The sequence below is a fragment of the Bacteroides cellulosilyticus genome, from assembly GCF_020091405.1.
In the GTDB taxonomy this organism is placed as follows: domain Bacteria; phylum Bacteroidota; class Bacteroidia; order Bacteroidales; family Bacteroidaceae; genus Bacteroides.
Genome location: NZ_CP081903.1, coordinates 5,942,851 through 5,959,877, shown reverse-complemented (window position 1 = coordinate 5,959,877; position 17,027 = coordinate 5,942,851). Strand labels below are relative to the sequence as shown.

Sequence of the window (17,027 nt, the reverse complement as noted above, 5' to 3'; positions counted from 1 at the left end):
TTTAAAAGTTAACTATTATTTCTCTACTGAGAATTTGAAAATACATTCACTGTTGTAAGTTTGTCCCGGCTCCAATACCACGCTAGGCCATTCCGGCTTATTAGGACTGTCGGGATAGTGTTGTGTTTCCAAGCATACGGAAGCACGTTGATTATAAGTAATGCCTTTTTTGCCTATTACAGTTCCGTCCAGGAAGTTACCGGTATAAACTTGTATACCCGGTTCGTTGGTATATACTTCCAGAGTGATGCCGCTTTCAGGTGAAGTCAGTTTTGCTGCTAATTGAGCAATGTCTCCATTCGTATTCAGTACCCAGTTGTGGTCATAGCCATTTCCGTTTTTCAACTGAACGAAGTCGAAGTTTGTGATGTCTTGTCCTATTGTTTTAGGAGTAGTAAAGTCCATCGGAGTATCTTTAACTGTTACGATTTCTCCAGTGGTCATGAAAGTACTGTCTACCGGAGTGTAATTGTCTGCATTTACATATAAGATATGATCTGTTGCAGCTTTTGAAGGATTACCGGATAAGTTGAAGTAAGAGTGGTTAGTCATGTTGATGACTGTTTTCTTATCTGTAGTAGCGCTATACTTTATATCTATAGCGTTGTCATCTGTCAGTTTGAAAAGAACTTTAGCAGTTACGTTGCCGGGAAAGTTAGAGTCACCGTCCGGTGAGATACGAGTCAGTTCCAGAGTAGTTTCATCAATCGGATTGGCTTCATATACTTGGTATTGCCAGCCTTTAGGACCGCCATGCAAACAGTGTCCGAAGTTGTTTTGCGGTAATTGGATCGTCTCTCCGTCCAATACAATTCTTCCCTGGTTGATGCGGTTTGCATAACGGCCGATGGAAGCACCGAAGTCGCTCGGGATGTTTACATAGTCAGCAATGCTGTCGAAACCCAGAACAACGTCCTGCATATTCCCGTTTTTGTCGGGAACCATAATGGAAACAATACGGCCACCGAAGTTAGTAATGCACACTTCCATGCCCGACTTGTTCTTCAAGGTGTAAAGACCTGTTTTGGCATTGTTCACTTCTGTTTGGAAATTCACCGGATTCAGACCGGACAAAGTCAACTCCTGAGCTGGCTTGTTATTGCACGCAGATAACATCAGTGCGGCAATTCCTGCAAGTAGAAAATTGTTTTTCATGGTTCTATTTTTAATGTAAATGAGATAATTATCCGATTTTGGGTGTAAAAGTAACACTTTTATTTAGTGTAAGATGTACACTTTAATATGTTATGTAACATAAAAGAAAAAAAACAGCTTTGAAAATTGTATATTTCAAAGCTGTTTCAGTATGTCAAGGGATGCTTATTTTGTTTTCTTGCCCCAATATGTCTTGCTGTTGGTATATCCAGCATAGACAATGGTGTGGGTGCGTGGATTGGCTTCCCAATCGGCTTCACGTTGCAGGCATAGTTCCACTCCGTTGGCAGTCAGTATTTGTTTTTCTGCATCATAGCTCCAGGTTCCCCCTTTCCAGGTGCCGTCTGTAATGGTATGGTCGGCCGCGAGGGTCATGTTGCTCGATTCCTTCTGTTTTCCATAGGAATAAGACAGGTCGATGTGTTCCCAGTTGCCTACCAGTTCATCTTCCGTAATGGCTATTTGAGGAACAGCTCCGTAGCGTTCGGGCATTACGACCGGCCAGCCTTGGGAGTTCCACCGTATGGAGCGTACATGTCCCATCATGAGGGCATTGCTATAGGTATTTCCTCCCACGTTTTCGGGGAATCTGCCTTGCGAAGCATAATACCAGTTGCCGTTGCCGTCGTCAAACACAGCGCAATGTGCGATTCCTACCCATCCATGACTGTTGTTGAATTTGTAGGGGTGGGTGACGATGGGTAGCATCTCCCCTCCGGTTTCGGTCAGGTTGGTGCCGTCTATGCCGAGGTAGGGACCATAGATGTTTTGGGAGCGGCAGACACGGGTGTTGTAGGGGACTTCCAATGCGTCATAAGCCATAAACAGATAATAGTATCCGGTGGCAGCGTTGTAGATGACCTCCGGTCCTTCCGAGGCTTGCCAGCGGTTTCCCATTTCCCGGGTGGCAATCAATGAACCGTATGCGGCAATATCTTCGCCGGTTCCCCAGGGAGTTGGCAGTGTATTCAGCGGTTTCCCTGTTTCGGCGTTTACCTCCAAGGCAGCTATACCGCTGTGCCAGGAACCGTAAATCAGGTAATGTTTCCCATCGTTGTCTATCAGGTAGCTTGGGTCGATGGCGTTCCACTTGTAGTAACAGTTAGCCCAGTTGTCGGGTCTGATGTGGAAGTTCAGCCCTTTGTCTGAGGCATTGGTGATGACATAGCCTTTATCTTCCCAACCGTTGTTGTCGGCGGGGTTTGAGTTCTCCAATAGACCGATGAAGGCGCGTTCGCCCCAGGAGTTGGCTCCGTCTAAATAGCCGGGGCACACAATGGAGTAGTACATACGGTAAAGCCCGTTTCTCACTTTGCGCACGCAGGGTGCCCAGTAACCGAAGTCTGCGGTTTCGGGCGAAACTTCGCTCAGCCCCATTTCACTGCGGATTTCATTCAGCTTCGGAATTACCCAACCGGGCAGTGATGGCATCACTCCGCCTAAGTATTCCCAGTTCACGAGGTCTTTGGAACGTCTGCCGTGGAAGTGTCCGCCGGCTGTATGTGCATTGCCGTAGGAAGCATCCGTCTGATACATATAGTAATATCCGTCTTCGGCCAGCATCACGGTGGGGTCGTGCACGTTTGCTAGGTTCCATTCATGGCGTTGGTCCCAACTGGCTATGTCCACGTAATTGTCCACATAGGCGGGTGCCACGTAGTTTTTGAGCTGTTCGTCAAGGCTTAGGCTTTCTGTGGTTGCCGTGAGCACATCCGAGTAGGTGTAACGGCTGTTACTGTAGGCATAAGCACGGATATAGTAAGAGGTATTGCCCGTCAAGCCGGAAATCGTGGCGTTGAAGTCTTCGTCGGCATCCACTACGTTATCTTTGATGGTTGGATTCTGGGCATTGGCGCTGTAGCAGAAGCCCTTCTTGACAACCTGATTGACATTGCCGGTGACCAATGAAGTGACGGTCAGTGAGGTGCCTGTGGTTGCGGTTATTTCAGGAATGGTTACGACTATATCGCTGTTTCTATTGTATTCGATGTTGTCCAGCCCATCGGAGCAAGCCATGAAAGTGAAGACCGTCAGCAGGGATATTAAGGAAAATGTTAGTCTTTTCATTTGATTGATAGGTTTTTTAAGATCCATATCGTTCTTCTGGTAAAGAGGAACGATATGGATGATAAAGAAATTAATAGTTATTCTTATTCATTGAAGACGAGATGACAACCGTCAACGGTTAATGCGAAGTTCAAGTCGTTGGAATCCACTGTATTGATACCTAAATAGTACTGGGTAGAAGTTGTACCTGTAGTACCCTCCATCACTGCCTGAACGTCGGCAGTGCCATTACCGCAGTTGGTCACGTAAACCGTGACTTTGGCTCCATTCATACCGGCAAGCCAAGTGCTCCAGTCGCCTTGTGTTCCGCTGTAAAGGCAAGCGGCAAATCCGTCGCCCCATCCAAAGTTGTCGGCGCGGACCACTGCGTATTCGGTGGCAGTATCGGCTTTGCGGAGAACCACAACAAAGTTGCTATAGTTCCCAGCCAGACTGCTGTAGTTGGTGAAGGTGATGGACTTTGTCTCGCCCACAGGTACCTTGAAGTCGTCTGAGAAAGCTCCCCAGAAGGCCGTTGAGTTGTCTTCAGCTCCTACCATCTTGGCTGTGTTGGTCACTTCAGAAGGTATTGACTCGGATACGGTAACTTCTACTGTTGCAGTGACTCCTTCTTCGGCGGTAATGGTAACGGTCTGAGAACCTGTCTTCGCAGAAACGGCAGAGAAGCTGAGTTTCGCATTGTCAACGACTCTTGAATTTCCGTTGGCGTAAGCTGCTGTAACCACCATACCTGTTGGGTCGAAGGCCATCGTCCAGTCTGCCAAAGTATTGGTAGCAGCCGAGGTGTAATAATAGTATTGCATATGCGAGGGTGGGGTAGTCACCTCAATGGATACAATCTTTTCCACGACTTCAAAAATAGCGTTAGCCACAATCGGTAGTTCGCAATTCTCACCCTTAAAGGTCTTGTTGTAGATGGCCACAAGAGTTTTCACGCCCAGTTGCTCCATATCGGGGATGGCAGAGAAATGGAGTTCGGAAGCCGATACAGTTTTGCTCACTCCCTCTTCAAAGGTAACGATGGCCGAAACATTGGTCATGGCTTCTTCGAGCGAAGTACCTACGTTGACCTGGTCGGGTACATTCTGCAGTACCATTGATATCGGATTTTTGTCTTGAGCAGAAGTAAGGCCGCCAATAGGAACGATGTTGGTTTGTTGGAAGTCGATGTAAGAACCTTCGGGAATCAGGAAGCAACGGATGTTGGTGTTGCTCGCATCTGCGTTCAGATTTTCTTCCTTGTATGGTTGCGCGTAAGTCTTGGTGGCTGCGCTGTTGGTCATCTTTACGGTGAAAGCACTTTCACTGGTGCGGTCAACGGTGAGTGTCACCTTGCCGCCCAAACTCTGTACGTTAGGGTCTGCATTGCTGGCATCGGGATCGAGAAGCAACGTGCCCGAGATGTACTGGAAATTGATATGATCGCCCCACTGTGAATTGTAAGTTTCAGGGCTACCTGTGACGTCAAAGCGGATGACTCCGTATTCGGCATATCCTGTACCTCCACGATCCACATCGTTGGTGATGACAAGGGCAAAGTTCTTGTAATACGTGTTGTCGGCCGGGTTGATGTGGAGGTTGATCACCGCATTCCACTTCTCGCCATCGGGTACCACGTAATACTTGGAGAAAGCAGCCCACCAGCCGGAGGTGAAATCCGTATTTCCGATGGTGTACACATCTTCTTGCATGCCTTCAAGCACTTCTTCTTCCGGTTGTTTCTTCGAGTCTTCTATTTCCTGTATCTTATCGGAAATCCAATCGGGGGCGTTTACATCGTAAAGTTCGCCACCCTCGCAACCTGTCAGTGCCAGCAACCCTAAGGTTACGGAACAGCAAGCGTATGCTATTTTTTTGAGTAATCTCATTGTCTTAAATTAATTGATTAACGTTTCTTGTTTATTTGCTTAAATCTACAACCGGACGTACTGTCCAGCCATTGCTACTGAAATAAGAGGAGTTATCCGTGCTGTAGTTGGCGGAATTACCTCTCAAATTTGGATTGTTGTTCATCAACTGCTGCACAATGGGCAGGAATTCGTGTCCCGGTAAGTAGGTATCGAAAGTGCTCTTCAGTTCAGAATCGTTTGCTATATCGCTGTAGTTCACAGGATTCTTTACTCCCACTGTAGAGCGGCGTACCGTGCCGTGTTCCTTGAGCTGCTGCAAGCGGCCGTTGTTGTAGAAGAAGCCCCAGCGGATGAGGTCGAAGCCTCGACCGAATTCGCAACCGAACTCCTTAGGACGTTCCACATTGGCTATCTGTTCGAAGAGTTTGTCGGCGTTGCTGAAGTCCTGAAGCTCTAAGTCTGCCAGATTGGCGCGGTTACGCACCTCGTTGATCCAGTCGATAGCCTGCTGTGTGGGACCATTAACCTCGTTTTCGCATTCAGCGGCACGTAGCAGTACATCAGAATAGCGCATCAGGCGCAGGTTGATACCACATTTCAAACCTGTAACGACGGTGCTGTACAGACCGGTACGGAGATTCGTGAATTTGGCAATCGGAAGGCCACCGTAAATGTTGTTGGTCACGATATTGTCGGTGGCTGTAAGTGTTTGCGTATAAGCTACATTGCCAAACTCGAAATCCGCCCAGTCGGGCTCGTAGGTTCCGATGGTCCAGTAAAGACGTGGGTCGAGTGTACCATTCGTGGTGCGCTCTCCTTTAAAAAGCTGATAGAGCCAGGGTGAAGCTGATATATCAGCCCAACCACCATAGTTGCCGGGAGCGAAGTTGCTCTCAACGGCCGACCCTTGTGTGGCATTGGGGCTTGTGTTCACCGGAGTCCATTCATCATCGGTGCCCTGCGCTCCATAGTCGAGGTACTGCACTTCGAAGAGGCTCTCTGCATTGTTCTCGTAGGCCGAACCTTCACGGAAATTATCTCCATAGTTGTCCATCAGTCTATAAGTGCCATACTTCTTGCCGATGATGTCTTTCAGCACCGGGAGTGCGTCGCTGTACTTTTGGCGCATCATGAGGGCGCGGGCATAATAGCCTGCCGCAGCACCGCAGGTGGCACGTCCGCCGCTCCACTCGCTGCCTTCGTCGCGGGAAGGAAGCAATTCAATCGCTCCCTGGAAATCTTTTTCTATCTGGTCGAGTACGTCATCGTAGGTACTGTTGCTGCCATAAAGTCCTTCGAGCGAGGAGTAGGTGGCGTAGTCCGTAATGAGGGGCGGATTCTGATAATAACCGACCAAGTTATAGTACGACAGTCCGCGCAGGAAAAGCACTTGTCCTTTGATGCGTTTCATCTTATCAGAAAGTTGGCTGTTATCTTCATCCAAACGGGAAATGGCGAAGTTGCATACGTTGATGGTGTAATACCATTCCCGCCAGGGCCACCACGTAATGTCTGAAGTGACTTCTGCATTCAGGTCATCGAAAGGCATATACCACACTTGTGAAGAGTTCCAGGCTTCATCGCCACGGCACACGTCGATGGTGTAGCCTACACGGGCGTATGAACCCTCCATACGGATGTGGTTGTAGGCGGCAATCACGCATTCCTCCAAATCATCGGCATTAAAGCCGAAAGTACTTGAGGTTTGCTGGTTGGGATTCAACAGACCTAAATTGTCATTGCAAGAAAATAGAGTGCTAAGTCCCAAGATGAGAGCAAGTGAATATTTCTTTAGTTTCATAAGATATGTTTTTAGTATTTAGGTACCAGATAGTACGGTTAGAATGTAAAATGAACGCCACACATGAAGGTGCGTGCAGTAGGATAAGAACAGAAGTTATATCCCGGGGTGAAAGTTCCTCCCGCATAGTCAACATTATAACCGTGATAGCCGGTGAATGTGTGGAGATTCTGTGCTGACACGTAGAAACGTACATCAGATACATATTTGCCGAACCACCCGTCAGGGAAGTTGTAGCCCAATTCTACATTGGCAATCTTCCAGTAGGCTGCGTTCTGAATCTTGCGTGAACTGAAAAGGTCGTTCCAAGCCAGGCTGGCACTGTTGGTGACATAGGTGCGCGGCACGTTGGAGAGGTAAGTGCCGCCGTCTTCGCTAAAGCGGTTGGCATCGAGCATACCCACCTCTTTGTTTCCCCAGCCGTAGGAAGAGTTAAGCGAGTTGTATATGTCATCGCTGACGTGATAGTTCAGCGCACCGAAAGTTGCGATGCTCAAGTCAAAACGCTTGTATTCAAAGCGGGCACTAAGACCGAAATGAATCTTAGGCATACCGCTGCCCAGCACCACTTGGTCGTTGGCGTCTACTTTACCGTCGGGTTCACCGTTCGGTCCGCTTACGTCCTTATAGAGGCAGTCGCCAATCTGGGCGCTCTCTTGAGTGGCATGGTTGTCCAAATCTTCCTGTGTGCGGGCAATACCGTCATAAACCCAGCCGTAGAACTGACCTATTTCTTGGCCTACATTGGTAATGTAGGCTCCGGAGATGTAAGAGTCGGTACCAAAGCCTAACGAAGTCACACGGTTGCGCAACGTGCTGAGGTTGGCCGAAAGTTCATACTTGAAGTCATGGTCGCGGTTGCGGTAGGTAGCCGAAAACTCAAAACCGGAGTTGTTCATCGAGGCGGCATTCATTGTAACGGTAGTATTGGACACACCGGCTTGTTCCGGAACAGGAACAGCATACAAAAGGTCTTCGCTGGAATTCTTGTACCACTCGGCTGTAAACTCCAGGCGGTTGCGGAACAAGGCGAGGTCGATACCCACATTGTAGGTCTTCTTTTTCTCCCATGCCAAGTTATTGTCCACGAAAGTAGAAACGGCAGAACCGGTCACTACGTTACCGTTGAAATTGTAAGTCATGTTGTTGCGCGACATGACAGCCTGATACATATACTCACCGATATTCTCGTTACCGAGTTCACCATAGCTGGCACGGACTTTGAAGAGGTTCACGGTATTTGGATCGAAAGGGAAGAAGCTCTCTTTGTCGAAGCGCCAGCCCACAGAGACGGAGGGGAAGGTGCCCCAACGGATGTTTCTGGACAGGCGGGAACTACCATCGCGGCGCACGGTTGCCGAGAACAGGTATCTGTCATCGTAATTGTAGTTGATACGACCGATGTAGGACAAGAGGGAATGCTTGTATTCGTAGCTTTCTGAATACGTGTTGGCGGCATTCTGGAGCTGTAGGAAGTAAGGTTCGGTGAAGTTGATGCCCCATCCGGTCAGCAGGTCGGTGTTTTCTTCTTCGTAAGTCTGGCCTGCCACTACGTTGATGTGGTGCTTGCCCATCGTACCGTCGTAAGTAAGCACGTTCTCTATCAGCGCATCCGAGTAGTCGCGCGACCCCTTGGTGAGCCGTTCGTTGCTTTTGGACAAGTACACACGGTTACTCTGCACCCATGCGGGAATCCAAGTAAAGTCTTTGCAATGGGTTTTGCTGTAAGAGAGGTTGATTTTATAGTTGAGCTTATGATTTTTGCTATCGACGCCAATCATCTTGAGGAGATCCACATCGGCCGATCCGGTTCCCACGAAGCGGTCCACGCGGGTGTTGCGTTGCAGCAGGTTATTTACCAGCAACGGGTTGGAAGCGGAGATGTCACCATGCACGGTGTCGTAGTAAACGCCATAGCCGTAAGCGTCATAATTGTAGTTGTTGGCGATTCCTACCAAGTTGTCAAGTACCCATGTCGAAGAGTCGTATGCCTTGATGGTGGGCTGCATCAGCAAGGCGCCGCGCAGCACGTTGGTTACGTCGCCATACAAACCTTGAACGTATTCGGAAGCATTCGACAAGCCCATGTTATCTTGGTTGGAGTGAGAGTAAACAAGGCTGGTCTGGAACTTTATGAACTTGGTGTCCATAGTGTTGTTGACACGCGCAGTGTAACGTTCGTAGTTAGGACCGGCACCTTCGAGAGTCCCTTTTTGGTTGAAATAGTCTAATGATATATTATAGGTGTTATTGGCGCCACCTCCGGAGAGGTTCACATTGTGGTTCTGGCGGATACCCGTCTTGAATACTTCGTCAAACCAGTTGGTGTTGGTGGCATCCTGGAACTGATATTTTCCGGTTTCGCTGTTAAGCGTGTATCCCGATGGCAACGGAGTGTTGGAGTTTGCGGCCGCCTGACCGAGGTACTGGCTGTACTGGTCAGCATTCATTACATCATAGACGTCATTAGGAATATAATCCACGCCGAAGTATCCATTGTAGTCCACTTTCAGTGGTTGGTCTTTTTGTCCACGTTTGGTGGTGATGATAATCACACCATTGGCGGCGCGCGAACCGTAGATGGCAGCAGCTGAAGCATCCTTCAGTACCTGGATGGTTTCAATATCGTTTGAAGAGAAATCGCGGATGGAAGTTCCCATGGGAACACCGTCGATAACATAAAGAGGAGAGGTGTCGCCGAAAGACCCGACACCACGGATGCGGACGGTCGGATCGGCACCGGGCTGGCCGTCGGAGGTGATTTGCACACCGGAAACCTTACCTTCGAGCATGGTGGAGATGTTGGAGTTTGATGTCTGTTTCAAGGCTTCCGCATTTACTACGGCAACAGAACCGGTTAAGTCGGACTTCTTCTGTGTACCGTAGCCCACGACAACCACTTGCTCAAGCATCTGGTCGTCGGATTGCAACTGGATGGTTTCAATGATGGCACGATTGCGAACGGCCACTTCACGTTCCTTGAACCCCACATAGCTTATCAAAAGGGTAGCGTTTCCGGGAACCTCCAATTGGAAGTTTCCGTCCAGGTCGGTAATGGTTCCGCCTTGTCCGCCTTTAATCTTGATGGTAGCCCCTGGCATGGGTTCACCTTGTTCGTCGACTACTTGACCACGAACCTTGATAGTCGAAGATTGTGCCACGGTAGCCATTGCAGGTGTAGAATACACCGCCATGCCACCAAAGGCGCACAGACTAAGCATTACGGAGAAAAATAAATGTTTCCTCATTTTTAAAAGTATTAAGGTTGTTAATTTAATAGATTAGATTTGTTATTAACCGTATTACGATGCCGGATTGATGTACGACCCGGCGTTGACTACCGGAGGCAGTCGAGTTACAGATTTCATAAATGTAATGGAATCAATAAGGGAAGGTTGAATTGGATCGATGCCACGTGTAATGCGACAACCATTCTTTTGTTATTCTTCATAATATTAAGATTAAAATTAAACATTAATGTATGGCTCTCTTCCGAAGGATTGAGTACCAATTGCATGACAAAAGTAGGGCTTGTGTAGTAAATAAGGGTGGACAAACGCGTTTTAGAGGTGGATAAATGGATTTTTAAGTGTAGAAAATACAGTTTATTGTGTGGGGTTATTGTTTTTTACCTCAGTATGTAAATGCATCTACCTCATTGTGTAAACATATTTACCCCGGCACGTGAATGATATTACATACAGGAGCAAATGTATTTACCTGTTGGCGGAATTCATTCATATCTGCACAGGAGCTAAACGGGAAGTTTCTCATAGATAAATAATACTTATGATTTATCCTTATTACATGAGCAGCCGTATACTGAACCTAATTCAGTCGTATACTGAATGCCATTCACTCGTATAGTGAACCCTATTCAGTCGTATACTGAATTGGTAGGCCTTTAGTCTGTTGATAATCAGATGATTGAATAAAGTTTTTTTGCTAGTAATCAATTAGGACAAATAAGACTGATGACAAATGAGTGAAATGCTCTATAAATAATGATTTAGCTCATAATTGTGTAAAAAGGAGTTTTCACCACAGAGTAACACAGAGTATCACGGAGTTCTATTCTTTTGATTTCAAATTGATTAAACTCTGTGATACCCTGTGTTACTCTGTGGTGAAAAGATTCATAACTGTGCAGAAACGAATGAATTCCGCCAACGGGTATGTTTTTATATGCCGAGGCAAAGAGTAATTCTTGCCGGGGTAAAACTATTCTTTCTCATTGAGCAGTGCGCTTGGTGTCACATTAAAGTATTTGGTAAAGCACCGGGTGAAGTATTTAGGGTCGTTGAATCCTACTTCATAAGCTATTTCAGCAATGTTCATGCTTTTGTTTTCCTTGTTTTTCAGTAACAGTTCGCGAGAAATGTTCAGGCGGTAGTTGCGTATGAACTGCCCTGCCGACTGCCCTGCAAGGCTTTGCAGCTTTTTGTTCAGCAGGCTCTTGCTCACGCCTGCCGCTTCGCAGAAATCGCTGACCTCGAAATAGGAGTTTTTGTAGTTCTCCTTAATGATATCCATGATGCGGTTGAGGAATTTCTTGTCATCCGATTCTTCTTCCATATTCAGCGCATTTATATCCATGGTTATGGCAAACTTCTTCTGGTAGCGTTTGCGGTTCTCAAGGATATTCTCAATGCGGGTAAGCAGCAGAGTCTCGTCGAAAGGTTTCAGCAGATACTCATCTACTCCTATGCGGTAGCTTTCCAAGCGCGCCTCCTGCGATGTCTTGGCAGTGAGCATGAGGAAGGGGATATGAGAGATAGTGAAGTTCTCCTTTACCCGACGGGACAGCTCGATGCCATCCATTACGGGCATCATCAGGTCGCTGATGATGAAATCTACCGCATGCGAGTTCAGTATGGTCAGGGCTTCCCCGCCATGAGCTGCTTCGAGTACATTATATTGGTCCCGCAGGATAGAACGGATATATCCGCGCATATCTGCGTTGTCTTCTACGACCAGAACAGACAGGCCCTTTCCGGTGTTCTCGGATGCCTGTACCGTGTCGTCGGCAATCGTAAGCTGTGGAGTACTTTCGGCTATTGTTTCCGTCGTACTGTTTTCCGGAGTTACCGGCAGAAGAATACGCAGCGAACACCCGACCGTATGGTTGTTCTGTGCATGGATTTCACCACCGTGCATTTGTACGATACGCTTACACAGGTAGAGTCCGATGCCGCTTCCCGCTTGTCCGTACATCGGATATTTGGTCTGTCCTTTCGACTGGTAGAAGCGGTTGAATATCTTGCTTATATCATCATCGATAATGCCGCTGCCGGTATCGCTGACGCAGATGTAAAGCGTGGCTTTGCGGTTATGGGCGGGTGGCAGCAGGGCAATGAACAAGGATACGTTTCCGCCGTTGGGCGTGAACTTGATAGCGTTGCTCAGTAGATTCGTCAAGACCTTGTGCATGGCTTCTTCATCATAGGATATTTCCGGTGAGGGCATCCGGTAATAGCGTTTCAACGTGATATTCCTTTCTTTGGCAAAGACCTCAAAAGGCATAATCAGCTCGTTGGCAAAGTTCAGGAAGTTACTGCGCGTTTTCACTATTTCCAGCTTGCCCGACTCCACTTTACGGAAGTCCATGAGCTGGTTGACAAGCGATAGCAAGTATTTGGAATTGCGTTCTACAAAGTGCAGCTGTTCGATGACCTGCGGATTGTAACTCAACTTCAGCGCACGCTCTATCGGACCTATAATCAGTGTTATCGGGGTGCGGAATTCGTGTGTGATATTAGTGAAGAATGCTATTTTGTCAAAAGTCAGCTCCTGTATCTTGCGCGTCATCCTGGTAAGTTGCGCTTTCTGCCGGGTAATCTTTTCGTTCTGTTGCTTCAACATCTGGTTTTGGCGGGACAGTTCTTCGGTCTGTTCTTCCAGCAGTTGCTTCTGTCTTTTCAGTTCATGGGTACGTTGCTCCACTTTTTGGTGCAGCCGTTCTTTCTGCTCTTTCAGACTCCGTATGCGCCATTGGTAGAATTGCCATGCAGCGAGGGCTACGAGAATGACAACGAGCAGCATGAACCATCTTGTTTTATAAAAATAGGGTTGGATTGTAATCTGAAGCTCCGTTATATTTTCTTCTTCTGCCTGGGCATAGGGCGTATATTTCACTTGCAGCGTGTAGTCGCCCGGGGACAGGTTGGTATAGGTTGCAAAGCGCCGGTTGCTGGGCACATGCACCCACTGGTTGTCAAAACCAAGCAGGCGATAGCTGTAAGTGGCTGTGTTGTCGGCCTCGAAGTTGAGTGCGGAAAATTCCAGTGAGAAAGACTTCTCACGTTCGTGTATGCAGATTTTCTTGCTTACGGCAATGTCCTGCGGCAGATATTCGCTGCCGGGGAATATTTCTTCATTTCCCGCTTTCAGACGGGTGAAGCGTACTTTCGAAGGCTGTGTCAGAACGGTAGGCAGGTTACAGTCTATGGCAACCAGTCCGGCCACCGTACCGAAGTAGAGCTTGCTTTGCATGGGGCGGTAGGCGGCATTCCAATAGAATTGTGTATCGGCAAGTCCGTCCTGGCGGGTATAGTTGATAAAACAGTTTTCTGTGGGCTGGAAACGTGACAGCCCGTTGTTGGTTGCTATCCAGATACATCCCTTGTCATCTTCCAGAATGCTGCGGATGCTGTTGTTGGGTAGCCCGTGAGAGGAGTCGTAGCAGATGAAAGATTCCTCTCCGTGTTCGTTCAGGATGCGTTTATATATGCCGTAGCCGTTGCTTCCCAACCATAGCGTGCCGTCCTGGGCTTCGTAGAAGCAACAGATTTTTTCTATCAGTCCGGAAGCGGGATTATCCAGTTTATATTTCAGATGCCGGTATTGGAATACACTGTCCGGCGATGAGGCGCGACGGGAATGAAGGTCGATGATATAGACACCGTCCAGGCAACCTATCCATAACTGTCCGTCCTTGTCTATGATAGAACCGATACTGCCGCGTATGCTTTCGGCAGCACGGTTGGCAAACGGAGAGCGGAGCTGTTTACGTACCAAATCGTAGAAGAATACTCCTTGATTGGCTCCAATCCACATGCCGTTGTTTATGGAGTCGTAAGCCAGTGCGCCGATAAAGTCTATGGGGTAGTTGTTTTTGTTCTCTGCCGTAATGGCTTCTATCCTGCGTTGGGGATTCTGCGGGTTCATCAGGTTGATGCCGCCCCCCCATGTGCCGACCCACAATCTTCCTTCTCCGTCGGCGGTAATGGCACTTACCGAGTTGTGTGTAAGTGCACCGCTTTCGTGGGTATAGTGCGTAAAGCTATCGCTTCCCGCTTCCTTTTTATTCAGTCCTCCTTCTACCGTGCCTATCCATAAGCAGCCGTTACGGTCTTCGTAGATGGCATTCACCGGATTTTGGGAAATGGTTTCCGGGTTTTTGTTGTCATGCTGATAGTTCTGTACGGACAGGCGCTTGGAAGTCAATTTGTTGATACCTCCACTTTCTGTTCCTATCCAGATATGTTTGCCTTCTACGGTGATGCAATTGATGAAATTGCTGTTCAGCAGGCTGCCTGTATTGGAAAACTGGTCTCCGATGTGCTCAAAGTTATCTTTTATAGGATTATATATGTTGATGCCCTTTAGGCTGGCTATCAGTAATTGCTTGTCGTTTGTTATAGCAAGTTGGGTGAGGAAATTCTGTGAGAGTGAATATGGATTAGTGGGAACGTGTTCGTACTGCTTCACGATGTCTTCATTCTTGTTATATCGGAAAAGCCCCTGGTTTGTTGTTATCCATATTTCATTTTCTTTGATTATAAAATCTGTAAAGTAAGTATCCGGAGCAAAGCTCAGGCAACTGGCTATTGGTGTTTCTTTCAGTTCTCCTTGGGCATTCATACCTACCTTGTATAGTGTCCCGTTGAAACCAATCCAGATATTTCCGTCATTTTCCATATCTTTAAAAATGATATCATTCCTATAAGGATTGGGAACCGGGAGTGAATAGATATTTTCAACATTTCCTTTAGCATCAAAAGAAATGCGGTGTAGCTGACCTCCACAATATAACCAGATGCATCCCAGTGCATCTTGTGTTACATAAGCGGCCGGTTGTCTGATGAGGTTTGCCAGCATTCCCTCCGGATTGTCCGGAAGAACGGATTGCATGGATGTAAGATCAATGATGTCTGTCCCCCCTTCTGATACAACCCAAAGGCGTTGAAAGGAGTCTTCATGCACATTGCGTATGAAGTTACTCTTGAGCTTGCAATAGGGGGTGGTGGGGTTGAAGTTTATGAATTCATATCCATCGTATCTGGAGAGCCCGCCGCCTGACATTGCAATCCAAAGGAAGCCTCGGCTGTCTTTGTATATGTCATCTACGAAGTTATTGGATAATCCTTCATCTATGGTAATGTAAGTAGCATTATACCGGTCGGCAAAAAGGTCTTGTGCCTGAAGGGAAGTATATCCTATCAGAATATTGTATAATATAATAAGGTGGAAAATCTTGTGTATCTTCATGGTGTTTAGATTAGTAAAAGCAAAATTAGTGGATTAATAGTAATGGCAAAAAAACTCTTGTCTTTTTTTGCATTAGTTGGCTGAATGTCCACCTTAAAAGTCCATTTCTCCACCTTGCGAAGACTGAACGCGGCGTATTTTTGTGCTATTATTTATTTTAGTATTAAAATATTATGAGAAATATAGCATGTATAACTGTCCTATTGCTGACCGGTTTGCTTTCCGGTTGCACTCATTCGGTTTTTATTCCGGTCTCTTCGCCTAATCCGTGGGCGGATGATTACTCTTCACTATCTTCCATGGGAGATTACCAATCATGGGGAACCTACAATGTACACGATCCGTCGTGCCGCAAGATAGGCGATTATTACTATATGTATTCCACGGATGCTATCTTCCGGGAAAATCGTAAAGAAGCAAAAGAAAAGGGGGTGCCTTTGGGGTTTATTCAGATGCGCCGTTCCAAAGACTTGGTGAATTGGGAATTTCTTGGCTGGGCATTGCCCGAAATTCCGCAGGAAGCGGTAGAGTGGGTGCGCTCTCATGCAGGAGGGCATGGGGCGACAAATATCTGGGCACCTTATATCATTCCCTATAATAATAAGTATAGGCTATACTATTGTGTGTCGGCTTTCGGACGTAAAACATCCTATATCGGACTGGCTGAGTCGGAGTCTCCTGAAGGTCCTTGGACGTTGGTTGGGTGTGCTGTTAAGACAGATGATACGACAGCCATGAATGCTATTGATCCCAGTATTACTGTAGACCCTTCAACCGGTAAATGGTGGATGCACTACGGCTCATTCTTCGGTGGCCTGTATTGTGTGGAACTGAATCCGGAAACCGGTCTTCCTATGCTGGATGGTGACAGGGGACATCTGGTAGCACGTCGCGCCAATTATAAGAAGGATAATCTGGAAGCTCCGGAAATTATCTACAATCCTGATTTGAAAGAATACTATCTGTTTGTATCCTATGATCCGTTGATGACAACCTACAATGTACGTGTGGGGCGTTCAGACAAAGCGGAAGGTCCGTTCATTGATTATTTCGGCAAAGAGTTGAAAGATACGACGAATAATTTTCCTATCCTTACAGCTCCTTACCGTTTCAAGAACCATCCGGGTTGGGCCGGCACAGCGCATTGTGCAGTATTCACGTCAGATGACGGACAATATTTCATGGCTCATCAGGGACGTTTGTCACCACAAAACCAGATGATGGATCTCCATGTGCGACAAGTCTTTTTTACTAAAGATGGATGGCCTGTCGTATCGCCTGAACGTTATGCTGGTAGTAATCCCCGGGAGTTCTCTGCGGCAGATTTAGTGGGCGAGTGGGAAATTATCCGTGTACAGGAACCTCTGTATGAACGCCAACTGGAAGCCGGGCAGATATTGTGGGGTGAAGGTGAGCTGCAAGATGGAGAATGGAATATGTCTCACCTTTTATATCTGGAGAAAGATGGAAAGTTAGGAGAGGATAAAGGAACCTGGGATTTTGCCAGAGAAGACCAATCCTTACAACTGACACTGGACGGAGAAGTGGTAAAGAATCTGATTGTGTTTGCCGGGCACGACTGGGAGAATGAAGCGGAAACTGTCCTCTTTACAGGGCTGGATAGCCGTGGGCGCTCCGTATGGGGAAAAAGAACTAAATAACCA

7 protein-coding genes are annotated in these 17,027 nt (G+C 47.3%); 1 reads left to right on the top strand and 6 read right to left on the bottom strand.

What is annotated here, in order from left to right; genetic code table 11:
• Positions 1-15: 15 nt before the first annotated feature.
• The 6 genes from K6V21_RS23000 to K6V21_RS22975 all read right to left on the bottom strand — a co-directional run bounded on the left by K6V21_RS23000 (position 16) and on the right by K6V21_RS22975 (position 15,363).
• Complete coding sequence (locus K6V21_RS23000; RefSeq protein ID WP_044264098.1) at positions 16-1,155, bottom strand: aldose epimerase family protein; 1,140 nt, start codon at positions 1,153-1,155, stop codon at positions 16-18.
• A gap of 165 nt (positions 1,156-1,320) precedes the next feature.
• Positions 1,321-3,222 (bottom strand): arabinan endo-1,5-alpha-L-arabinosidase, encoded by a 1,902-nt coding sequence (locus K6V21_RS22995; protein ID WP_224320007.1) that lies wholly within the window; start codon positions 3,220-3,222, stop codon positions 1,321-1,323.
• Positions 3,223-3,305: 83 nt separating this feature from the next.
• On the bottom strand, positions 3,306-5,090 hold the full coding sequence (locus K6V21_RS22990; RefSeq protein ID WP_224320006.1) for a bacterial Ig-like domain-containing protein: 1,785 nt from the start codon (positions 5,088-5,090) through the stop codon (positions 3,306-3,308).
• 31 nt (positions 5,091-5,121) lie between these two features.
• Positions 5,122-6,873 (bottom strand): RagB/SusD family nutrient uptake outer membrane protein, encoded by a 1,752-nt coding sequence (locus K6V21_RS22985; RefSeq protein WP_224320005.1) that lies wholly within the window; start codon positions 6,871-6,873, stop codon positions 5,122-5,124.
• 38 nt (positions 6,874-6,911) lie between these two features.
• A complete protein-coding gene (locus K6V21_RS22980; protein ID WP_224320004.1) occupies positions 6,912-10,121 on the bottom strand; it encodes a SusC/RagA family TonB-linked outer membrane protein in 3,210 nt (1,069 codons plus the stop codon).
• A 973-nt stretch (positions 10,122-11,094) separates the two neighbouring features.
• Positions 11,095-15,363, bottom strand: a complete 4,269-nt coding sequence (locus tag K6V21_RS22975; protein ID WP_224320003.1) for a two-component regulator propeller domain-containing protein — start codon at positions 15,361-15,363, stop codon at positions 11,095-11,097.
• A gap of 173 nt (positions 15,364-15,536) precedes the next feature.
• Here K6V21_RS22975 and K6V21_RS22970 point away from each other — a divergent pair, with 173 nt between their 5' ends.
• Positions 15,537-17,024, top strand: a complete 1,488-nt coding sequence (locus tag K6V21_RS22970; protein ID WP_224320002.1) for an arabinan endo-1,5-alpha-L-arabinosidase — start codon at positions 15,537-15,539, stop codon at positions 17,022-17,024.
• Positions 17,025-17,027: the final 3 nt, after the last annotated feature.